Origin of the sequence: Achromobacter sp. MYb9 (genome assembly GCF_002975275.1) — a bacterium.
In the GTDB taxonomy this organism is placed as follows: Bacteria; Pseudomonadota; Gammaproteobacteria; order Burkholderiales; family Burkholderiaceae_B; genus Achromobacter.
The window spans coordinates 1-21,804 of sequence record NZ_PCOQ01000031.1; the positions used below are offsets into that span (position 1 = coordinate 1).

Below are 21,804 nucleotides of genomic sequence, written 5' to 3' on the forward strand. Positions count from 1 at the left end.
GTCGATAAGCCCGAGGGAATCCGAAGGAACTGCCAAAGGCAGTGACGAGGATGACGACGGGGCAGTCCGGAGCGAAGGCTCCGGACCGCAATCGTTGACCCGCACTCCCCGGGGGGCTGCCGCGACGGGCGTCTAAAGAACCAACAACCTCAAAAAGCAAAGCCCAGCAAAAAAAGCCCCTCTCCAAACCACCCCAAACCAAATCCCCCCCCTTAAACCACCCCCTCGAACTCCTTGAGCAAAGGCCCTAACTCTGCCCGCAGCGCTACCTGTAAGTCGTTTGCCGGAGATACCAGCGGATCCAGCACTTCCGGCGCGTTCACGCCGATCAAATCCATCACCGACTTCATCGGCCCCGGATTCGTCTCTGCGAACGCCAGATTCATCAGCGGAATCAAACGGCGATGCAGCGCCATCGACTCTTGCGTGCGGCCTTCGGCCGCCAACGCGTACACCTTCCGCCAGGCGGTGGGCAGCAGGCTTGCCGTTACTACGATGCCGCCGCGAGCGCCTGCGGCCAGGTGGACGGGCAGCAGCGTATCTTCGCCGCTGAAGACCGCGAACGACTCGTCCACGCCTGCCACGGTACGCAGGAAATGGTACATGTCGGTGTTGCACGCCTTCATGCCGATGATGTTCTCGTGGCGCGACAATTCGTGCAGCACTTCCGGCGCAATCGCAATGCGGGTGCGGTACGGGATTTCATAAATCATGACGGGCAGCGGCGACGCGTCCGCATAGCGCAGGAAATAGTCGCGGATGCCGGCTTGCGTGGGGGTCGTGTAGTACGGCGTCAGCACCATCAACGCATCGGCGCCGGCTTCGGCGAATTCTCGGCCGGCCTGCAGCGCGTCGTGGAAACCGGGGTCCAGCACGCCGGGAATCACCGGCACGCGGCCTTCCACGGCTTCCACCGTAAGTTTGCACATGCGGATGCGTTCGGCGCGGGGCAGCGCGCCGTATTCGCCCGTGCCGCCCAACGGCACGATGCCGTCGATGCCTTGCTTGAGCAGGTAGGCGATCAGCGCGCGGGCGGCCGGGACGTTGATGGTGTCGTCGGCGTGGACCGGCGTCGGGATGGCGGGGAAAACGCCGCGAAGATGGGTTGCATTCAGCATGTTGCGAATCCTAAGAGGTAATACAAACGCGCAGGGGTCAGTTGGCCAGGCTGCGGCGGCGGAGCCGGTCGGCCAGCCAGATCAGCGCGGCAATGAAGATGAAGAGGCACGTCGAGACGGCGGCGATCACCGGAGAAATCTGTAGCGTCACTTCGTCCCAGAACTGCTTGGGCAACGTGGCGTTCAAACCGCCCGAGGCGAACAGCGCAATCGTCAGTTCATCGAACGACGTTGCGAACGCGAACAGGAACGACGACATCAGGCCAGCCCCCAGAATGGGGAAGGTCACGAAGCGCAGCGTGGCCCAGGGGCCTGCGCCCAGGCTTTGCGCAGCCAGGTCCAGGCGCGTGTCGTAGTTGCGCAGCACCGCCATCATGGTGATCACCACATAGGGCACGGCGACCACCGTATGCGCCAGGATCAGACCAATGGTGGAGCCCACCAGGCCGACGCGGGCGAAGAAATAGAACATGCCCACGGCGATGATCATGCGCGGCACGACGATGGGCGACAACACGAACGCCAGCATCGCCGACTTGCCCCGCATATTGGCGCGCACCAGCAGGAAGGCAGCGGGTGTGCCGATCAACATGGCCAGCAGGCCGGTGCCCACGCCCACGATCAACGAACGGGTGATCGCCTGCATCCACACCGGCGACGTGAACATCTGTTCGTACCACTGCAGCGAAAAGCCCTTGGGCGGCCAGGTCAGGCCGGAACCCGAATCGAACGACAGCGGGATCATCAGGAACGCGGGGGCGCTCAGGAAAGCCAGCACGCCCAGCACGACCCACCACAAGGTGCGCGACTGGCCGGTGCCCGACACCGAACGGCGCAGCCGCTTGGGCAGCAACGCGAACAGCGCGTCGGACACGTTGGCCAGCACGGTCAACACCGCGTCGCCCGCGCGGCGGGACAGGCTTTCCTTGCCCGATGCGCGCACGCGGGTGGACGCGCCGCCGGTCATGGTGGACAGGCCCAGCACCTTGTCGTAGATGGCGAAAACCACCAGCACGACCACCAGCAGCAACACCGACACCGCGCCGGCGAACTCCCAGTTCATGGTTTGCTGAACCTGATCGATGATGATCTGCGTGATCATCGTTTCCTTGCGGCCACCCAGCAGCGCGGGCGTGATGAAGAAGCCGATGGCCGTCACGAACACCATGATGGCGGCCGCCGCCACGCCCGGCATCGACAGCGGGAAGTAGATCTTCCAGAATGCCGTGCCGGGTCGCGCGCCCAGCGTGGACGCGGCGCGGGGCAGGTTGCGGTCGATGTTTTCCATGACGGACAGCATCGTCAGCACCGCCAACGGCATCAGTGCATGCACCATGCCAACCAGCACGCTGCCGAAGTTGTAGAGCAGGTTGGCCGGCGCATCCAGGATGCCCAGAGCCTGCAGCAACTGATTGACGACGCCGTTGCGGCCCAGCAGCACGACCCAGGCGAAGGTGCGGACCAGGAAGCTGGTCCAGAAAGACAACAGCACCCAGAACAGCAGCGACGTCTTGCGCTTGGCCGTCAGGCTGGAGATCAGGTAGGCCACGGGATAGCCCGCCACCACCGAGAAGAACGTTGTCCACAACGAGATCTTCAACGTGATCAGCAGCACGTTCACGTAGACCGACGATTCGAACAGGCGATGGTATTGCGCCAGGCTGAAGCCTTGTTCGCCGACGACGCTCAGTAGCAGCAGTTGGCCGACGGGGTAGATCAGCAGCACCAGCAGCAGCACGACCAGCGGAGCCGCCATCAGGAAATGGCGGCGGCCCGGGCTCATGCGCTTGCGAGGATTGGCAAGGGTTGTCATGCGTTCACTCCGCAATGGCCACCGCGTCCGCGGCCTGCCAGCTGACCGTCAGCGGCTGGCCGATAGCGTATTGCTCGGCCTGGCGCTGGGTGGGGTAGGCCACGACGATCGGTGCGGCATCCGCCACGCCTGAATCCAGATACAGCTTGGTCAGGCTGCCTGTCACCATCACGTCCAGCAGCTTGCCCGTCAGCCCGGGGCCGGCGGTCGCCACGCGCAGGTTCTGCGGACGCAGCATCACCGTGACTTTCTGGCCCGCCTTGATAGGCGCGCCGTTGGACAGCGCCTGCCCGGTCACGCCCTGGTGGGCCAGCTTCACTGTCACGGTGTCGCCGTCCACCGACGTCACTTCGCCTTGTAGCAGGTTCGATTCGCCCAGGAAGTCCGCGACGAACAGGGTGCGAGGACGGAAGTAAAGGTCGGCCGGCGTGCCCAGTTGTTCGATCGCGCCGCCGTTCATCAGGCAGATGCGGTCGGACATGGTCATGGCCTCTTCTTGGTCGTGCGTCACGTACACGATGGTGGTGCCCAGCTCGCGGTGGATGCGTTTGATCTCAAGCTGCATCTGGTCGCGCAGCTTCTTGTCCAACGCGCCCAGCGGTTCGTCCATCAGAATGATGGCCGGGCGGTAGACCATGCAACGCGCCAGCGCGATGCGTTGCTGCTGGCCGCCGGAAAGTTCGCGCGGCAGGCGCGCGGCGACGTGCGGCAAACGCACCATTTCCAGCGCTTCGTGGGCGCGGCGGCGGGCCTCGGCGGCCGGCACCTTGCGCATCTTCAGGGGGAACGCGATGTTCTCCTCGATGCTCATATGCGGAAACAGCGCATAGTTCTGGAACACCATGCCGATATCCCGTTCATACGGCGCGCCGTAGGTGACATCGGCGCCGTCGATCAGCACGCGGCCCTCGTCGGGCTGCGCCAGGCCGGCGATCAGGCTCAGCAGGGTGGTTTTGCCGGAGCCGGACGGACCCAGCAGGGTCAGGAACTCGCCGCGGGCGACGTCCAGGTGCGTGGGCGCCAAGGCGACGAAGTCGCCGTAGCGTTTGCCCAGGCCCGAGATTTGCAGATTGGAAGAAGACATGGTGTTCATTCAGAAGAGAATTACTTCAGGACCCAGCCGTTGAAGCGCTCGAGCACGTCGCGCTGCTTGTCCAGCCAGTACGCCGCATTGATGTGCAGACCTGTCTTGATGTTGTCGGGGTGGGTGGGGCAATTGCGCGCCACGTCGGCCTTGATGTAGTCGAAGGCGGCTGGCTGCGTTACGCCGGCGGCGAAGAATTCCACCAGCGCGGCCTGCCGCTTGGGGTCGGAAGCGAACTTGATGAATTCGCGGCAGGCGTCGGCGTTGGGCGTGCCTTTCAGGATGGACCAGTTGTCGCAACCCCAGATGTTCTGGTCCCAGACGATCTGCACCGGCGCGCCGTTGGCGATGGCCGATTGCGCGCGGGACACCCACGTGGCGATCATGTCGACTTCACCCGACCCCAGCATCTGCTCGACCTGGGCACCCGTGTTCCACCACACGTCCACTGACGATTTGACCTTGTCCAGACTGGCCAGCGCGCGGTCGATGTCGCAGGGGTAGACCTTGTCGGTGGGCACGCCATCGGCCATCAGCGCCTCTTCGATGGTGTCGAACGGGTGCTTGCGCAAGCCGCGGCGGCCGGGGATGTCCTTCACGTTCCAGAAATCCGCCCACGAGGCCGGGGCGCGGCGACCCTTGAACGCGTCCGTGCGGTAGGCGAGCACGGTCGCGTAGACGTTGTTGCCCACGCCGTAGGGCGACATGTATTGCTTGGGGATGGTGGCCACGACCGGGTCGGATTCCAGGCCGTGCTTTTCCAGGTAGACCTTGCCGCCTTCGGTCAGCATCAGAATGGCGGGCTGGCTGATCTTGGCCATGTCCCAGGTGTAGTTGCCGGTGTCCACCATGCTGCGGATCTGCGCGGTGGGTTCGGCGTTTGCCTGCACGCCCACGACCTGGATGCCGGTGGCTTCCGTGAACGGCTTGTAGAACACGGCGCCATACGCCTTGCTGTAGATGCCGCCGTCGTCGCGCACGACGATGCGCTTGGACGCCGCGCGCGACGGCGTCCAGATCATGGGCATGGCCAGCGCGGCGGCGCCGGCGGCAACGGTTTTAAGCGCGCTGCGGCGCGAGGCGTTGTGGAGGGTCGATTTCATGGAAGACTCCTGCGGGTCGGGTCAGGGACGACGGATCAAGAACGACGGCTCAAGGCAGCAAGCGGCCGGGGTTGAAAAGATTGGCGGGATCGAAGGTGGACTTCAGCGCGCGCATCATCGCCAGTTCGACGGGCGATTTGTAATGCGCCATTTCGGCCAGCGACGTGCGGCCCACGCCGTGCTCGGCGCTGAACGTGCCGCCCAGCGCGTCGGCCACGTCGTTGACGGCGCGGCGGATCTCGGCGGCCATCGCGTCGCGCTGGGGCAGCGCCTGCCAGGCGTCGAACGTGAAGAAGGGGATGAAGTGCACGTTGCCGTCGCCCAGGTGCGCCACGATCAGCACGGGCAGGTCCGGCACCAGGCGGCGCACCGCGGCGGTGGCCGCTTCGATGAAATGCGGCACGCTGGCGACCGGCACGGCGCTGTCGGTCGTCAGCCCCACGCCCGCCTTCTTGTTGCCTTCCGACACGCTGTGGCGCACCTCCCAGAGCGCGGCGCGCTGCGTGTCGTTGCTGGCGATGACGGCGTCATGCAGCAGGTTTTGCTCGGAGGCTTGTTCCAGTATCTGCTGCAACAGGTCTTGCAGTTCGGCGCCGCTGCCGGTGTCCGACAGTTCAACCAGCACGTGCCAGGGATGCGCGCCGGCCAGCGGGTTCTTGCGGCCCGGCACATGCGTCATCACGATATCCAGCTGGTTGCTGTCGATCATCTCGAAGGCCGACAGGCGCGAGCCGCAAGCGCGCTGGAACAGGCCCAGGATATCCAGCGCCGCTTGAGGACTGTCCGGCGCCAACCAGGCCACGGCGTGGGCGGTGGGCAGCGGATGCAGTTTCAATACCGCGGCGGTGACGATGCCCATGGTGCCTTCGGCGCCAATGAACAGGTGTTTGAGATCGAAGCCCGTATTGTTCTTGCGCAGCGCGGTCATCCCGTTCCAGACGGCGCCGTCTGGCAGCACCACTTCCAGGCCCAGGATGTTGTCGCGCGTGTTGCCGTAGCGCAGGACGCCCGTGCCGCCCGCGTTGGTGGCGATGGTGCCGCCGATCTGGCAGGAGCCTTCTGCCCCCAGGCTGATGGGATACAGGCGGCCTTCGGCGGCCGCGGCCTGCTGCACGGTGGCCAGCACGCAGCCGGCCTCGACTTCCATGGAGTTGTTGGCGGCGTCGACGCGGCGGATCTTGCGCATGCGCGCCAGGTTCACGATGACGGGCGGCTTGCCGTCGGCATCCGGGACGGCGCCGCCGCACAGGCTGGTGTTGCCGCCCTGCGGCAGCACCGGCGTGGCGTGCGCGTTGCACAAACGGACGATGTCGGCCACTTGCTGGGTGTTGCCGGGCAAGGCAACGCACAGGGCCGGGCCCTTGTACCGGCCACGCCAATCTTCGGTATGGCCGGCCGTATCGGCGTCGGAATGAAGGAGGGCGTCGGTGCCCAGGGCCTGGGTCAACGCGTCTAGCAGGGTCGTGCCGTTGGTCATGTCTGTGGTCCCGAATGGGGCTCGGACGTCAATGGAAATCCGAGCGCATTGAGGCACAGCATACGATTACTTAAATCGCTTTTCGATTTGATTAATCGTATTTCAATCGATTCTAGGGTATGTACTAGGGGTGAATCCGTCTGATACCGGGCGCCAGCGGCCTAATGGCAGCCCCCGATTGCGGTTTTTAAAATGATCGAAATACAATCATATCGTGTGAAGTGCAATTCTATTCGGCTCCTGCAAATCAAGGAAGGGACATGCTTCCCAGCGTGATGGAGTACCGGCGGCAGGCGCAAAAGCGGCTGCCCCGGCTGGCGTTTGATTATCTGGAGGGCGGGGCGGAAGACGGGTTGGCGCTTGCTCGCAACCGGGCCGCGTACGCCGACCTGGAATTTCGCCCCGACGTGCTGGTGGATGTGACGGATTGCCGCCTGGACGCCACGGTGCTGGGCGCCTCGGCCGCCATGCCGGCCATCGTCGGGCCCACGGGCCTGAACGGCTTGTTCTGGCCGGAAGCCGACGTGCATCTGGCGCGCGCCGCGCATCAGGCCGGCTTGCCTTTCGTGCTGTCCACTGCGTCGACCTCGTTGCTGGAAGACGTGCGCGCCGTCACGCCGGGCGAACTCTGGCTGCAGCTGTATGTGCAGCGCGACCGTCGCATCGCCGAACACCTGATGGACCGCGCCTGGCAGAACGGCTACACCGTGCTGTTCCTGACGGTGGATGTGCCGGTGCACGGCAACCGCGACCACGACAAGCGCAATGGCTTCTCGCTGCCGCTGCGGCCATCGCGCCGGCTGCTGATGGACCTGGCGGCGCACCCGGGCTGGTGTTGGCGGATGTTGCGCCACGGCGGCCCGCAATTGAAGAACTTGGCCGTTAGCGCCAACGCGCGCGAGAACATCACGGAACAGGCCTCGGTGCTAAGCCGGCAGATGGACCTGGCGCTAAGCTGGAACGACGTCGCCTGGCTGCGTCGGCATTGGCGCGGCCGCATCGTGATCAAGGGCATCCAGGGCCTGGCCGATGCGCGGCGCGCGCACGCGCATGGCGTCGACGGCATCGTGTTGTCGAACCACGGCGGTCGGCAGTTGGAAAGCGCCCCGTGCCCGCTCGAGGTGCTGCCAGAGGTGGCGGCAGAACTTGGGCAGTCGCTGGAAATTCTGGTGGACGGCGGCGTGCGGCGCGGTAGCGATATTGCCAAAGCCGTGGCGCTGGGTGCGCGCGCCGTATTGCTGGGCCGAGCGCCCCTGTACGGATTGGCAGGGCGCGGACCGGCCGGCGCACACGAAGTCCTGGCGATCCTGCGCACCGAACTCGGCAACACCCTCAGGCTATTGGGCCGCGACCGCATCGGCGCGGTGGACGCCACCGCTGTGCGAAAGCGCTGAATGCTTTTCTTGCCATCCCATCTTTCCTGGAATCAGAGCAACATGCGTGAAAAGATCGCTTTCATTGGCGGGGGCAACATGGCCTCCGCCATCATTGACGGGCTGCTCGAACAGGGCCGCCAACAAGCCGACTTCCTTGTGATCGAGCCCTATGCGCCCACGCGCGATGCGCTGTCCGCGCGTGGCCTGCGCTGCCGCGAAAGCGTTGGCCCCGAAATCGCCGACGCCGCGTTGTGCGTGCTGGCCACCAAACCGCAGGTGTTGCGCGAAGCTTGCGGCCAGGTGCGTCTGCATCTGTCGCCAGCGGCCACCGTGGTCAGCATCGCGGCGGGTGTGCAACTGGCGTCGCTGTCGGACTGGTTGGGTGGCCACGCGCGCATCGTGCGGGCCATGCCGAATACGCCGGCCAAGGTGGGGCTGGGCATGACCGGCCTTTACGCCACGCCGGCGTGCGGCGATGCCGAACGCGCGCGGGTGGACGCCTTGTTCGCCGCGGTGGGCGATCGCATCTGGACAGACAGCGAAGCCATGATCGACGCGGTGACCGCCGTGACGGGCAGCGGGCCGGGCTACGTCTTCCACTTCATGGCGGCGCTTGCGCAGGGCGCACTGGAACTGGGATTTTCCGCCGCCGATGCGCGCCGGCTGGCCGTATCCACGTTTCGCGGCGCGGCGGGGCTGGCCGCCAGCGAAGACGTGCCGCTGGCCGACCTTCAGGAGCGTGTCACCTCCAAGGGCGGCACCACCCACGCCGCGCTGTCGCACTTGCGGCAAGCTGGCGTTGCCGACGCGATCGCGCAGGCGGTGCATCAGGCCGAACAGCGCGCACGCGAGCTGTCGGCAGGGTAGGCCGGCATATCGCTGAAAAGCACGCGACGTCGACCTTTTCAGCGTCGCCGGCCCAGCCACCACAGCAGTAAGGTCGACGCCGCAATTGCCGCCACGTTGAATTGCAGGGCCGACGCGAACGCCTGGGCGTAACGCTCGGGCGCGCCGGCATCCGCGTGCGCATGCAGCGCGCCACCGAAGAGCATGCCGGCGGCCGACACGCCCAGCGCGGCGCCCACTTGCTGCAACGTCGACACCACGCCCGCCGCCATGCCGGCCTGGCGGTCTTCAACCAGGCCCAGCACCAGATTCACCAGCGGCGTGTTGACCGCGCCCTGCGCCGCGCCCAACCACACCAGCGCCGGGACCAGCGACCAGGGCGCCAGCGTGGCGCCCGCGGCGCCGACGTGCGCCATCAGCGTCGCCGTCGCTCCGCCATACAGCAACGCGGCCATCGCGATGGCGCCGGTGCCAAAGCGCGCCACCAACCGCGGCGCGGCCATCGACCCCGCCACGAAACCCACGCTGGCCGGGGCGAATATCAGCCCGGCGGTCAATGCGTCCAGGCCCAAGCCGGTCTGCACCAGCAGGGCGTAGCAAAGGAACATTGCGCTGGCGGTCGAGAACACCAGCATCACCAGCAGGCAGCCGGCGGCAAAGCGGGGCTGTGCAAGCAAGCTCATGTCGACCAGCGGCATGCCGCCCCGGACCTGCACGCGGCGCTGCATGCGCACGAACTGCGCCAGCAGGACGATCGAAGCGCCACCGCTGGCAAGAGTCCAGGCCGGCCACTGCCGCGCCGGCCCTTCGATCAGCGCCAGCAGCAGCAAGGCCAGCCCCGCGCCCACCAGCGTCGCGCCGGGCCAGTCCATCGCCGGGCCTGACGCCTCGCGGGATTCGGGAATGTGGCGCGCCAGCGGCCACGCCAGCAGCCCCAATGGCACGTTGATCAGGAAGATGGCGCGCCACGCCAGTCCGAATACGTCCGCATGCACGATCCCGCCGCCCAGCACCTGGCCGGCGATGGCGGCCAACCCCAGCGTCATGCCGAACAGGCCGAATGCGCGCCGCCGCGCGTGGCCGTCATAGCTGACGCGGATCAGCGCGTACACCTGCGGGAACAGCATCGCGGCCGCCACGCCTTGCAGGATGCGTGCGCCGATCAGTGTGTCGGCCGTGGGCGCCAATCCGCATAGCGCGGACGCCAGCGCAAAACCGGCCATGCCCAACATGAACAAGCGGCGCCGGCCGTGGCGGTCGCCCAGCCGGCTGCCTGCGATCAGCAGCACGCCGTATGCCAATTCGTAGGCGGCAATGATGAAATTGATCTGCGCAAAACTGGCCGACAGCGTGGTCTGCATGCTGGGGATGGCCACGTTCACCACGAACAGGTCGAAGATCGTGATGAAGCCGCCAGACAGCAGCACGGCCAGGCCCAGCGGGCTGAGCGCGGGCGCGCCGGATGCGGGGGGCGCGCAAGTGGCGCGCAGGGAAGTCGAAGTCATGGAAACGCCATCGGAAACGGGATTGGCGCTATTCTGGGCGGGCTTCCAGCCTTATACAATTTAGCCGTTTATGCTATTACTAGACGCAATAGCCTGCCGACCAGAACGCCTGCCTCCATCGCCCGATGACTGACCTTCCGATTCCCCAACGTCTGGACCGCACGCGCGCGGACCTGTCCGAATTCCTGCGTCTGCGCCGCGAACGTCTCAGCCCCACCGACTTGGGGCTGCCGGCCGGGAGCCGCCGCCGCACACCGGGGCTGCGCCGCGAAGAGGTTGCCGCGCTGGCCGGTGTGGGCCTGGCCTGGTACACCTGGTTCGAACAGGGGCGCAACATCAGTGTGTCGGCCACCTTCCTGGAAAACTTGGCGCGCGTGCTGAAGCTGGACGCGGCTGAACGCCGCCACCTGTATCTGCTTGCGCACCAACGCCCGCCAGCAGAACCCGGCCGTACCTGGTGCACCGTGCCGCCACAAGTGCGCCGGCTGATGGACGACCTGTCCGCGCGGCCCGCCTACATTCTGAATTTGCGCTGGGACGTCGTCGTGTGGAACGCCGCCGCTGATCACGTCTTCGATTTCTCGGCGCAGCCGCCCGGCCGGCGCAACCTGTTGTGGATGCTGTTCGTGGCGCCCGCGATGCGGCAGGTGTTCGTCGACTGGCAGGCGCAGGCGCCCGCGATGCTATCGACCTTCCGCCGCGACTTCGCCAGCGCGGCGGGCGCGCCGGACATTGCCGAACTGGTCGACGAACTGGAAAGCGTGTCGCCGGATTTCAAGGGCTGGTGGCGCGAGCACGACGTGCATGGCGCCTGCATGGGCCAGCGCAGACTGCATGTGGAATCATTGGGCGACCTGGCGTTCGAACATGCCACGCTGTCGGTCGATGAAAGCCGCCATCTGCGGCTGGTCGTCTATGCGCCGGCGCCGGACGAGCCGCGCGCCGAGGACTTCACACGCTGGCTGCAGGCCCGCGCGGAAGCCGCGGCGGGCCGCGGTTGAAGACGGAATGCCGACCGGGGGGGGGGGCGGCTCGTGCAAACGCCGCCCCGTTGCCGTCCCGGTGCTTACGGCGTCACGATGTTGAACCAGAATTCGAAGTCGTCCAGCGAACCGAAGACATCGTTCAGCTTGGCCTGATCTCCGGTGACCTTGACGTCTCCCTTGGCCAGCGCGTCTTTGAGCGTCGTCTGTTTCAGCATGATGTCGTTCAGCGTCTTGCGGGTCAGCGATACGCTGGCGCTGGGGTCTTTCGCGGGTTTGCCTTCCGTGTGGTTCAGGACGCTGTTCACCATCTCAAGCGTGTACTGCTGCTTGGTATCGGTGAAGTCCAGATTCAGTACCACGTGTTTGCCTTCGGCCTTATCGCGGTTCAAGCGGACCGCGAAATAGTCGAAGAGCATGTCCAGCGTCATGGCCCGGACGGTATCGGGGCTGGCGGTGTCAGGCACGGGCAACTTCTTCACGCCCTCGCGGAGTTCCTTTGCGCCGGTCAGGTAAAAGTTGCGCCACGGACCGCTTTCGGCCTGATAGCCCATCTGTTCCAGGGCGTCGGCTTGCAGGTCGCGCGCCGCTTGATTCTTGGGGTCCGCGAAGACCGCGTAGTTGACCACCTCGGCCACCCAGCGGTAGTCGCCCTTGGCGTAGTATTCCCGGGCCTTTTTCAGCAAGGCGTCCGTGCCGCCCATCATGTCGACATAGCGCTTTGCCCCTTCTTCGATGGGCAGCGTATGCAGGGTGGCGGGGTTGCCGTTGAACCAGCCAAGATAGAGCACATACGTGGCCCGTACATTGTGGTTCAACGAGCCGTAATAGCCGCGGTTGGAGAACTTGGTGGCGATCGCCTTCGGCAGCTTGACCTGTTCGGCGATTTCCTCCTTGTTGTATCCCATGTTGGCAAGGCGCAAGGTCTCGTCGTTGATGTACCGGTACATGTCGCGCTGCGTGCCCAGTTGTTCCTGGACCTCTTTCTTGCCCCACACCGGCCAGTGATGCATGGCGTACATGACTTCCACGTCATCGCCCCACATGGCCAGCGCTTCATTCAGGTACTTCGACCAGGCCAGCGGGTCGCGGATCTTCGCACCGCGCAACGAATAGGTGTTGTGCAAGGTGTGGGTGGAGTCTTCCGCCGTGTTCAGCGCCTTCTTTTCCTTGATGTAATACAGCATTTCGGCGGGGGCTTCGCTGCCCGGGGCGTACAGGAACTGATACGTCAATCCGTCGATGGTGCGTGTTTCGCCCGTCTTTTCGATGATGTCGGTGGGCGGGATAAGCGTCACGGTACCTGCGGACGTCGTGGTGCCAAGGCCGGCGCCGACCTGGCCGGTCGGGCTGGGCGGCAGCAGGTTCCCGTACATGTAGCTGGCGCGTCGGCTCATCGCGGTGCCCGCCATGACGTTTTCCGCCACGGCGTGTTCAAGAAAGCCCAGCGGGGCGTAGATCTTGACCTTGCCGGCCTTTACGTCGGCTTCGTCCACCACGCCGCGCACGCCGCCGTAGTGATCCACGTGGCTGTGGGTATAGATAACCGCGACCACGGGCTTCTTTGGCCGGTGCTGATAATAGAGGTCCAGCGCGGCCTTGGCCGTCTCGGTCGAAATAAGCGGATCCATGATCGTCAGGCCTTCCTTGCCCTCGACGATCGTCATGTTGGACAGGTCCAGGTTGCGCACCTGGTAAATACCGTCCGTGACCTGGAATAGACCAGAGATATTCAAAAGCTGCGATTGGCGCCACAGGCTGGGGTTGACGGTATCCGGCGCCTCAGAGCCTTCTTTGATGAAGTTGTACTTGCCTGGGTCCCACACCAGGTTGCCTTGGGCGCCCTTGATCATCTCGGCGGAAAGCGGGGCGATGAACCCTTTGTGGGCCAGGTCGAATGACGTCTTGTCCGAAAAAGGCAGCGCTTTCAAGAGCGCGGCATTCGCCTGTTTGGTCGCGTCTTCGGCCGGTTTTGACCCCTGTTGCGACCACGCCGGGGGGCAGTCGCAAACAGTAACGTTGCCAACGCGGCCGACGTCAAGCGACCGCCCTTCAATGGCTTGCCAGGGCGATTGTGAATGGATGAGGGGGCGTTCGCACCGCGAGTGAGCTTCATGATGACGACTTCTCCATGCATTGAAATGGGCGAACCGGCGTCGGATACGCGGTTCCATCGGGCAACAAGGTCACGAAAATACGGGGTTCGGCAAACAGCTTCGGCATGATGCCGTGCGTGGCTCGCAGGTTTTAACGACGGGTTATTGCCGTCATATGCCTGTCTTGCAAAGCGCACGGCCCGCATGCAATATTCACGCGAAGCGGTAATTGCCTTGTTGGCGGTCTGGCTGTGCTCGCGGGTGCGTGGCGTTGCAGTAATCAATGACGTGTTCGATGTATCGATGGCGCAGACGGTATATACCGGGAGTCAGGATGGATCAGCATCATGGGGCGGCCAACGCGGTTGATCAGTTTTCGCTGGTGCGTGATGACGTCTTCTATCGCGTCCAGCGCAAAATCGGGTTGATCCCTGCCGGCGGCGGCGGCTTTGCGCGACGTGCCGTCGCCTGATTGCCTGGCTGCCTTTGGTGATCGCCGCGTGGCTCGCCGGCACGGCAATCGAATCACTGGAAGACAACGAGCCATTGCTGGGCCATATCGGCATTCATGTTCGTTGTCTTATTGCCATTCCATTGCTGGTGCTGGCCGAAGGCATCGCCCAGAAACTCATTCCGTTGGGCCTGCGCGAGTTCCGGCGATCGGGGCTTGTTGATGACGCCTTGTCCGCCAGGTTTGATCAAGTCCTGATCGGCGTGTCGGCGCTGCGCAACCGGGTTGCGCCGTGGATCGTCATTACCGTGTTTGTCGTCACGTGGATCGCCGTCCTGTTCTTTTCTCCCAACTTGGACGAGCTGCGCTGGGCGGATTCAGGCAACCACAGCCTCAGCTTCGGCGTCTGGTGGCTATTGCTGGTGACGCGGCCTATTTTCTCGATCCTGCTGCTTGCCTGGGTATGGCGGCTGATAGTGTTGGGACTGCTGCTGTTGAGGATCGCGGCGTTGCCCCTGAAGCTGGTGCCCAGCCACCCCGACCGCATGGGCGGTCTGGGCTTTCTAACGCGGCTGCCGGTCGTGTACGGCCCCTTCCTGTTTTCCGTGTCGGCGGTTGTGGCGGGTGTCTGGGCGCATGAAGTGCTGTATCACGGGGTGATGGTGCCCTCGCTTTACGGCCAGATTGTGGCGCTGCTGGTGGTGCTTGCGATCATCGGCGTGGCGCCGCTGTTGGTGTTCACGCCATTGCTATTGCGCGTCAAGCGGCAAGCGCTGCTTGATTACGGCGCGTTCGTGTCCCGGCACGGGCGGTCGGTCCATGAAAAATGGATACAGGGCAAAGACGTACCCGACGATCCCATGCTGGATGCGCCCGAACTGGGGCCGGTGGCGGACGTGCAAGCCATCTATCAGGCGGTCGCGTCGATGCGGGGCGCCATCGTCAACAAATCCGTGTTGTTGAAGATCCTGCTGCCGGCCGCCTTGCCCATGCTGCTTTTGATCTCGATGCAATGGCCGTTGAAGAGCACGCTGTCCAAGTTGCTGTTCACGTTGCTCTAGCCTTCTGAACACCGGCAGCCGCCTCGCTGTTGGCGGGCATGGCGCTGATCGTGGCGGGCATTGCGGCAGGGGTGTTTGAACGTCGCGCCTGACCGCCGCGGGCGCGCCCGGCCGCCGCCGTCAGGCGTATGATTTCAGGCAGAGGATCAGTTCCGCCTGGCCTGGGCGGCAGCCCGCGTGCCAGCTTTGCATGCCACTGCTTCGCGTCGTTCGAGCCGCCCGTGCGCGCACGGGCGTGAAGGTGTCGCGCCATGGACCATCTACTGCTTGCCGTCCGCCCGGATGACTCCGGTTGCAAGGGGACGTGGCTCGCCGCCCGGTTACCGGCGGGTGATCACGATCTCGAGGTACTCACTGGGCACCACCACCCCTGCGTCGCCAGAGCGATTGAACCGGTCTATTTGCGCTATGAGATCGCTTTCCAGGGCGCCCTGCGCAGCGGGTTCCAACGTGGAAAACGCTTTAAGGACCGGCCCGTAATAGGTCTTGAAGACCTGCAGCCAGTGTTCCGGCGAACGGTAACGGAACACGAAATGGCGGGGCTCCGCCTGGATTGCGGTGGCGTGGCTTCCGAACATCTCGTCGATGCGCGCCCGGGTGCCCCACAGCGCGGGCGATTTGACGCCGGCCGGCGGCGGCAGATGCTTGCCGATGGTCTTGAATACCTGGCCTACGAAGCCGTCCGGCGTCCAATTGGCCAGGCCGATCTTGCCGCCGGGGCGGCATACGCGGATCAGCTCGGCGGCGGCCTTGTCCTGGTCGGCCGTGAACATCACGCCGAAAGTGGAGATCACGGCGTCGAAGCTGGCCGGTGCAAAGGGCAGTGCCTCGGCATCGGCTTCCTGGAATTCGATCTTCAGGCGTTCGGCCGCGGCGCGCTCGCGGGCACGTCCCAGCAGCGCGGGAACGTAATCGGTCGCGACGACCTCGCACCAGCGCCGGGCCGCAGCCAGCGAGGCGTTGCCGTTGCCGGCCGCGACATCAAGGACTTTCTGTCCGGCACGGACGTCAAGGGATTCGCACAGTTGCTCGCCGACGATCTGCAGTGTGGTGCCCACGACGGCGTAATCTCCGGAAGACCAGGTGGCTTGCTGCCGGGCTTTCAGGGCGGTCAGGTCGGGCTGCGCGTGATCTTGGATTTGAGCCTGGGCGGTGGTGAATGCGGACATGGTCTGTCTCCATTAGGACGGGGGTGGCGCGCTGGCGGATATCACCGGCACGACGCGGAATCACAGGCAGGAGTGCGTAGGCATACGCGTGTCGTGCGATCTGGAGTCAACCGTAAGGCCGGGACGTGGAGGCGGGCGTGGTAGCCGGCGTGGAATCTGTCTCGGCGGATCATCCGGATTTTCCCGGGGATGGAACCGCCATTCGTGTCCGCATGCTTGGGCCGATGAGGATCAGCCGGGCGGGCGCCGCCTTGGTCTTGCCGCCCTCACGCAAGCTGCGCGCGTTGATCGCCTATCTTGCGCTCGTCCCGCACGCGGTGACGCGCACGCACCTGTGCGAGCTGCTCTGGGACGTTCCGAATGATCCCCGCGGGGAACTCCGATGGTGCCTCAGCAAGGCAAGAGCCTTGCTCGACGGGCCGGACCGCCGCCGGATCCTGGCAGATCAAGACGCGGTGACGCTCGACCTGCAAGATTGCCTTGTCGATGTCCTCGATATCGAGCAGGCGATGCGGCAAGGCATCAGCAGCGTCGGCGTGGAGCGGCTGCGCAGCTTGGCGGCGTTGTTCGCTGGTGATTTCCTGGACGGCCTGCAGCTCAAGTCGTGCCCGCTTTTCGACAGCTGGGTGGTGGCGCAACGGCGGCGATTAAGGGGCTGCCAGGCGGCGGTGATGGAACACCTGGCCGCGTGTCTACCGGCTGGGTCCGAGGAGCGCTACGACTGCCTGGACAATTGGTTGCGTCTTGCTCCTTTCGACCGGCGCGCGCACGCGCTGATGCTGCAATCGCTAAACGACCGGGGGCGGCTTCGCGAGGGCGAAGAGCACCTGGCCGCCGCGATACGCGCCTTCGGGGACGAGGGGCTGGATTGGCGGCCGCTGCGCCATGCCTGGAGGCTGCTTCGGCTTACACCGGAAGACCCGCTGGCACCGGCGGGCGGCGCCGACAAGCCGCTGATCGCCGACCCGTCCGAAGGCGGCAGGGAAAGAACCGGACGGGCCTCGATCGTCGTCATGCCATTCGCGGACGCATCGGCCCGCGGCGGCGTGCGGGGCGGGCTGGGCGATGGGCTGGCTTACGACATCATCACCCGATTGGCCAAGCTGCGTAGTCTGTTCGTGATTGCGCAGGGGACGGTATTCGCCCTGGACCAGCGCAGCGTGGGGCCGGAGGAGGCCGGCCGCACGCTGAATGTGGACTTTGTGGTGAGCGGCTCGCTGCGCCGGCTGACCAACCGGATCATCGTGGACGTGGTGCTCGTCGAATCGCGGACGGCGCGCATCGTCTGGGCGGAAGCCTTCGACCATACGCTGGACGACGCATTCGTGGCGCTGGACGAGATCGGCAATCGGATCGTCGCGTCGATCGACATCGAGATCGAATCCGCCGAGCGCAGCCGTGCCATTCTCACACCGCCGAATTCACTGGATGCGTGGTCGGCGCATCATCGCGGCCTGTGGCATATGTACCGGTTCAACCAGGCGGACAATGCCCTTGCGCAGCATTTTTTCGAGATGGCGGTGCGGCTGGACCCCACATATTCGCGGGCCTATGCGGGACTGTCCTTCACCTATTGGCAGGCGGCGTTCCAGCGCTGGGGCGAGCAGAAAGCGGCGGTGGACCTGGCGTTCAAAGCCGCTGGCCAGAGCCTGAGCGCCGACGACCGGGATCCGGCGGCGCATTGGGCCATGGGCCGGGCGCTATGGCTGCGCGGGAGCCAGGAGCCGTCGCTCGCGGAATTGCGGCGCGCCGTGGATCTCAGCCCGAATTTCGCCCTTGGGCACTACACGCTGGGGTTCGTCCATTGCCAGTCGGGCGACGCCCAGGCGGCGATCGGGTCGGCGGACCATTCGCGCCATCTCAGCCCCTTCGACCCCTTGATGTTCGGCATGCTGGCCGTACGGGCGCTTGCGCTGGTCCGATTGGGACAGATCGAGGAAGCTGCCGACTGGGCGGTCAAGGCGGCGATGCGTCCCAACGCCCATGTGCACATCCTGGCGATTGCCGCCCACTGCCTGGCCATCGCCGACCGGGTGGATGAGGCGCTGGGCTTCCTGGCCCTGATCCGCCAGTCGCATCCCGCCTACCGCGTGGGAGATTTCCTGGCTGCGTTCCGGCTGACGCCCGAGGCCCAGGCCTTGTTCAAAGCGGGCGCCAGACGGATCGGGTCGGAGTGAAGCCCGTTGCGCGCGGGTTTGAACGTCGCACTTGACGGCTGGATTTTTGTGGGTGTATCGTAAGATATATATCTAAAGATACATCTTAAGAGCGAACCGATGCGACATTCCCATTTTCAAAACGACCGCCATGGCCACCATGGCCACCATGGTCATCACGATCACCACGGCCATCATGGCCACCACGACCATCATGGCCATCATCCCCGCCATGCGGCCTCGGGCGGCGACTGGTTTTCGGGCTCGCCCGATGGCCGGGGCGATGCCGACGGCTTCGGCGGCGACGGGCGTGGCTTCACGCGCGGCCGCCGCGTGTCGGCCGATGATCTGCAATTGATGCTGCTGGGCCTGCTTGAGCAAAGCCCCAGCCACGGCTACGAACTCATCAAGGCCCTGGGCACGCTCAGCAACGGCTTCTACACGCCCAGCCCGGGCATGGTCTACCCCGCGTTGACCTATCTGGAAGAGCTGGGCTACGCCACCGTTGAGCAGGACGGCGCCAAGAAGCGCTACCACCTGGCGGAACCCGGCAAGGCGCATCTGGAGGCCAACCGTAGCCGCCTGACCATGATGTTCAACCGTTTCAAGCACATCGCCCGCAAGATGGACTGGATGCGCCAGGCCTGGAGCGGCGAGCCCCGCAACCTGGGCCCGGAAGGCCAGGACATGCGCACCGGCTGGCTTCCGGAATTCGTGGAAGCCCGGCACGCCCTCCGGCAGGCGTTGCTGGATCGCACCGACGCGTCGCCTGCCGAACAACGGCGCATTGCCGCCATCCTGGCGCGCGCCACCGACGAGATCAACGGCAAGCCCTGTGCTTGATCCTTTCCCCCGATTTGGAACGTTAATGACCCGTACCGATTTGAACGTGGAGCGCGTGCGCCACAACCTGAGAATGCGCGTGCTGACTGTCGCGCGCACCGAACGCATCGCAGGCCTGCTGGCCCGCATCACCTTCACTGGCGACGACCTGCAAGACTTCGTGTCCGCCTCGTTCGACGACCACGTAAAGCTCTTTTTCCCCGCCGACCCGTCGCTGCCGCCGGTGGTCCCTACCGTCGGCCCTGATGGCGTCAAGTTTCCCGAGGGCATGCCCAAGCCGGCGGCGCGCGACTACACGCCGCGCTATTTCGATGCGGCCCGCCGCGAACTGGTCGTTGACTTCGTGCTGCATGGCGATGGCCCAGCGTCCACCTGGGCCGAGCAGGCCGAACCCGGCCAGACGCTGGGCATCGGCGGCCCGCGCGGTTCCTTCGTGGTGCCCAAGGCCTTCGACTGGCACGTCCTGATCGGCGACGAAACCGCGCTGCCGGCGATGGCGCGCCGCCTGGAAGAACTGCCCGCCGCCGCCCAGGCGATGGTGCTGATTGAAGTGCCGTCCGCCGCTAACCAGATCCCGCTGCCGTCGGCCGCTAAAACGTCCGTGCGCTGGCTGCACCGCGACGGCACCGCGCCGGGCTACAGCACCTTGCTGCTGGAAGCGGCGCGCGAACTGGTGCTGCCCGCTGGCGAGGGCTATGTCTGGGTGGCGGCTGAATCCGCCGTGGCCAAGGCCGTGCGCGAAATCATGGTGTCGCAGCATGGCATCGACAAGGGCCGCATTCGCGCCGCCAGCTATTGGAAGCGTGGCGCCGTGGCCGTGCACGAGTCGCACGAGGACTGACCGACCTGCGACGTGGCCACCGCCCATGACGCCTTACGCCTTGCGCGTCAGGCGAAGCAGGTTTTCCACCTTTCCTTCAAGCCGGTCCTGCCGCACCGCAAGGCCCAGCACCGCCCGCGGCCAGTCCAGCGCGAAAGGGCGGTAGACGACGCCGTCGGGACGCAGGTGGCGCAACGACTCCGGCACCACCGCCACGCCCATGCCTGCCGCCACCAGGTTCACCGCCGACGACAATTGCGGCGCCCGTTGGCCGATCAGCGGGTTCAGGCCGTGCTGCCGGCACGCCGCCATGATGTCCGCGCTAAGGCCATACCCGGACTTTCGGGAATACAGGATGAAGCGCTCCTGTGTCAGGTCCGCGGGCGTCAGCCGTTTCCTGCGCGCCAATGCGTGGCCCAGGGGCAAGGCCACCACCAGCGGTTCTTCCGCCAGCTGCGTGAACGTCAGGCCGCCATCCAGCGCGAACGGCGGCCGCACGAAGGCGGCGTCGATGGCGCCTTCGCGCAAGCGCGCCACCAGCGTTTCGCTATCGCCTTGCGACAGCGTCATCTCCACGTCGGGATATTGCTGCCGGTATTGGCGGATCAGCGCCGTCACCACGCCGTTGAATGATGCGGATTCGGTGAAGCCCAACGTCAGTTCTCCCACCTCGCCGCGCGCGGCGCGCTGCGCCGTCTGCACGGCGGCTTGCGCGCGGTGCAGGATGTCTTGCGCGCAGGCAAGGAAGGCCCGGCCCGCGTCGTTCAGCATGACCCCGCGGCCCGTGCGGTCGAACAGCGGCGTGCCGACTTCCTGCTCCAACTGACGGATCTGCTGGCTGAGCGGGGGCTGCGCCATGCCCAGCAGTTCCGCCGCGCGCGTGAAGTGCTGGGCCTCGGCCGTTACGACGAAATAGCGCAAATGACGCAGTTCCATATCCATACCTGAAAAGTACTGATTATCAATTTTCCATATATTGGACATTCTATTGCAGCGGGCCGATGATGCAGGCATCGATTCATTGCCCTCAAGGAACCCGCATGAACACGCCCATCAAACCCAGCACCCTGTTGCGCCAGCATCTGGCCCAAGACATCGTCGTGGCGCCCGGCGCCTATGACGGCATGTCGGCCCGTCTGGTGGCCGCTGCGGGCTTCAATGCCGTGTACGCCAGCGGCGGCGCCATTGCGCGCGCGGCGGGCTATCCGGACATCGGGCTGCTGAGCTTTACCGAAGTGATGGACCGGGTGGAAAAGATCGTCGACGCCAGCGGCCTGCCGGTGGTGGCGGATGCCGACACGGGCTTCGGCGGATCGGCCAACGTGGAGCGCACCGTGCGCATCATGGAGCGCGCGGGCGTGGCGGCCTTCCATATCGAAGACCAGTCCTTTCCCAAGCGGTGCGGCCACCTGGACGACAAGAGCCTGGTGGACGCCGACGAAATGTGCCGCAAGGTGCACATTGCGCGCCAGACGCTTTCGGATGCCGATGCGTTGGTCATCGCGCGCACGGACGCGATCGCGGTCGAAGGCTTTGACGCCGCGATCGCGCGCGCGGAACGCTATGTGAAGGCGGGCGCCGACATGGTTTTCGTTGAGGCGCCCGAAACGCTGGCGCAGATACGGGCCATCGCCGAACGCCTGCCGGGACTAAAGCTGATCAACATGTTCTACGGCGGCAAGACGCCGCTGGTGCCATTGCCCGACCTGGCGGCGATGGGTTATCGCCTGGCCATCATTCCGTCGGACCTGCAACGCGCCGCCATCCACGCCATGCAGGCCACGCTGGCGGCCATCCGGCAGACCGGCGACAGCAGCGCGCTGGCCGACCGCCTGACAAGTTTCAAGGAGCGCGAAGCCATCGTGCAGACGCAGCGCTATCTGGCGTTGGACGCGCAATAAGC

General features: G+C 65.3%; 18 protein-coding genes. 9 read left to right on the plus strand and 9 right to left on the minus strand.

Annotation, left to right across the window (positions count from 1 at the left end):
- Window positions 1-212 precede the first annotated feature (212 nt).
- Genes dapA through CQ050_RS27705 form a run of 5 tightly spaced genes read right to left on the minus strand, consistent with a single transcriptional unit; the run spans window position 213 to window position 6,595 of the window.
- Window positions 213-1,118: a 4-hydroxy-tetrahydrodipicolinate synthase gene (gene dapA / locus CQ050_RS27685; protein WP_105560041.1), complete on the minus strand. Its 906-nt coding sequence runs from the start codon at window positions 1,116-1,118 to the stop codon at window positions 213-215.
- Window positions 1,119-1,155: 37 nt separating this feature from the next.
- Window positions 1,156-2,931, minus strand: coding sequence for an ABC transporter permease subunit (locus CQ050_RS27690; protein ID WP_105560042.1), 1,776 nt, complete (start codon window positions 2,929-2,931; stop codon window positions 1,156-1,158).
- Between the two features lie 4 nt (window positions 2,932-2,935).
- Entirely contained in the window at window positions 2,936-4,015 is a 1,080-nt protein-coding gene (locus CQ050_RS27695) for an ABC transporter ATP-binding protein (protein ID WP_105560088.1), read from the minus strand.
- Between the two features lie 20 nt (window positions 4,016-4,035).
- Window positions 4,036-5,118: an ABC transporter substrate-binding protein gene (locus CQ050_RS27700; protein WP_105560043.1), complete on the minus strand. Its 1,083-nt coding sequence runs from the start codon at window positions 5,116-5,118 to the stop codon at window positions 4,036-4,038.
- Window positions 5,119-5,167: 49 nt separating this feature from the next.
- On the minus strand, window positions 5,168-6,595 hold the full coding sequence (locus tag CQ050_RS27705) for an FAD-binding oxidoreductase (RefSeq protein WP_105560044.1): 1,428 nt from the start codon (window positions 6,593-6,595) through the stop codon (window positions 5,168-5,170).
- A gap of 260 nt (window positions 6,596-6,855) precedes the next feature.
- On the opposite strand from CQ050_RS27705, the gene CQ050_RS27710 reads away from it, so the two are divergent.
- Together CQ050_RS27710 and proC are read left to right on the plus strand one after the other, a co-directional pair.
- Window positions 6,856-7,989, plus strand: coding sequence for an alpha-hydroxy acid oxidase (locus CQ050_RS27710; protein ID WP_105560045.1), 1,134 nt, complete (start codon window positions 6,856-6,858; stop codon window positions 7,987-7,989).
- A gap of 42 nt (window positions 7,990-8,031) precedes the next feature.
- Complete coding sequence (gene proC / locus CQ050_RS27715; RefSeq protein ID WP_105560046.1) at window positions 8,032-8,838, plus strand: pyrroline-5-carboxylate reductase; 807 nt, start codon at window positions 8,032-8,034, stop codon at window positions 8,836-8,838.
- Between the two features lie 38 nt (window positions 8,839-8,876).
- On the opposite strand, the gene CQ050_RS27720 is transcribed toward proC, so the two are convergent.
- Window positions 8,877-10,322 carry an MFS transporter gene (locus CQ050_RS27720; protein WP_105560047.1) on the minus strand — a complete coding sequence of 482 codons (1,446 nt, stop codon included), beginning with the start codon at window positions 10,320-10,322 and terminating at the stop codon, window positions 8,877-8,879.
- A 125-nt stretch (window positions 10,323-10,447) separates the two neighbouring features.
- Here CQ050_RS27720 and CQ050_RS27725 point away from each other — a divergent pair, with 125 nt between their 5' ends.
- The gene (locus CQ050_RS27725) at window positions 10,448-11,323 is read left to right on the plus strand and encodes a helix-turn-helix transcriptional regulator (RefSeq protein WP_105560048.1); all 876 of its coding nucleotides are present in this window, start codon (window positions 10,448-10,450) and stop codon (window positions 11,321-11,323) included.
- A gap of 65 nt (window positions 11,324-11,388) precedes the next feature.
- Here CQ050_RS27725 and CQ050_RS27730 read toward each other — a convergent pair whose 3' ends face one another.
- Window positions 11,389-13,236: an alkyl sulfatase dimerization domain-containing protein gene (locus CQ050_RS27730; protein ID WP_310032225.1), complete on the minus strand. Its 1,848-nt coding sequence runs from the start codon at window positions 13,234-13,236 to the stop codon at window positions 11,389-11,391.
- A gap of 499 nt (window positions 13,237-13,735) precedes the next feature.
- On the opposite strand from CQ050_RS27730, the gene CQ050_RS31210 reads away from it, so the two are divergent.
- Window positions 13,736-13,873 carry a hypothetical protein gene (locus tag CQ050_RS31210; protein WP_233214334.1) on the plus strand — a complete coding sequence of 46 codons (138 nt, stop codon included), beginning with the start codon at window positions 13,736-13,738 and terminating at the stop codon, window positions 13,871-13,873.
- A gap of 17 nt (window positions 13,874-13,890) precedes the next feature.
- Entirely contained in the window at window positions 13,891-14,913 is a 1,023-nt protein-coding gene (locus CQ050_RS27735; protein WP_233214336.1) for a hypothetical protein, read from the plus strand.
- A 320-nt stretch (window positions 14,914-15,233) separates the two neighbouring features.
- Here the strand turns inward: CQ050_RS27735 and CQ050_RS27740 are convergent, their stop codons facing one another.
- Window positions 15,234-16,082 carry a class I SAM-dependent methyltransferase gene (locus tag CQ050_RS27740; protein ID WP_105560049.1) on the minus strand — a complete coding sequence of 283 codons (849 nt, stop codon included), beginning with the start codon at window positions 16,080-16,082 and terminating at the stop codon, window positions 15,234-15,236.
- A 137-nt stretch (window positions 16,083-16,219) separates the two neighbouring features.
- Between CQ050_RS27740 and CQ050_RS27745 the strand changes: the two genes are divergently transcribed.
- The 3 genes from CQ050_RS27745 to CQ050_RS27760 all read left to right on the plus strand — a co-directional run bounded on the left by CQ050_RS27745 (window position 16,220) and on the right by CQ050_RS27760 (window position 19,922).
- Window positions 16,220-18,259: a transcriptional regulator gene (locus tag CQ050_RS27745; RefSeq protein ID WP_233214337.1), complete on the plus strand. Its 2,040-nt coding sequence runs from the start codon at window positions 16,220-16,222 to the stop codon at window positions 18,257-18,259.
- A gap of 99 nt (window positions 18,260-18,358) precedes the next feature.
- Window positions 18,359-19,081 (plus strand): PadR family transcriptional regulator, encoded by a 723-nt coding sequence (locus CQ050_RS27755; RefSeq protein WP_233214339.1) that lies wholly within the window; start codon window positions 18,359-18,361, stop codon window positions 19,079-19,081.
- 25 nt (window positions 19,082-19,106) lie between these two features.
- The gene (locus tag CQ050_RS27760; protein WP_105560052.1) at window positions 19,107-19,922 is read left to right on the plus strand and encodes a siderophore-interacting protein; all 816 of its coding nucleotides are present in this window, start codon (window positions 19,107-19,109) and stop codon (window positions 19,920-19,922) included.
- A 33-nt stretch (window positions 19,923-19,955) separates the two neighbouring features.
- On the opposite strand, the gene CQ050_RS27765 is transcribed toward CQ050_RS27760, so the two are convergent.
- Window positions 19,956-20,837 (minus strand): LysR family transcriptional regulator, encoded by an 882-nt coding sequence (locus CQ050_RS27765; RefSeq protein ID WP_105560091.1) that lies wholly within the window; start codon window positions 20,835-20,837, stop codon window positions 19,956-19,958.
- Between the two features lie 104 nt (window positions 20,838-20,941).
- Between CQ050_RS27765 and CQ050_RS27770 the strand changes: the two genes are divergently transcribed.
- Window positions 20,942-21,802: an oxaloacetate decarboxylase gene (locus CQ050_RS27770; protein ID WP_105560053.1), complete on the plus strand. Its 861-nt coding sequence runs from the start codon at window positions 20,942-20,944 to the stop codon at window positions 21,800-21,802.
- The last annotated feature ends 2 nt before the right edge of the window (window positions 21,803-21,804 follow it).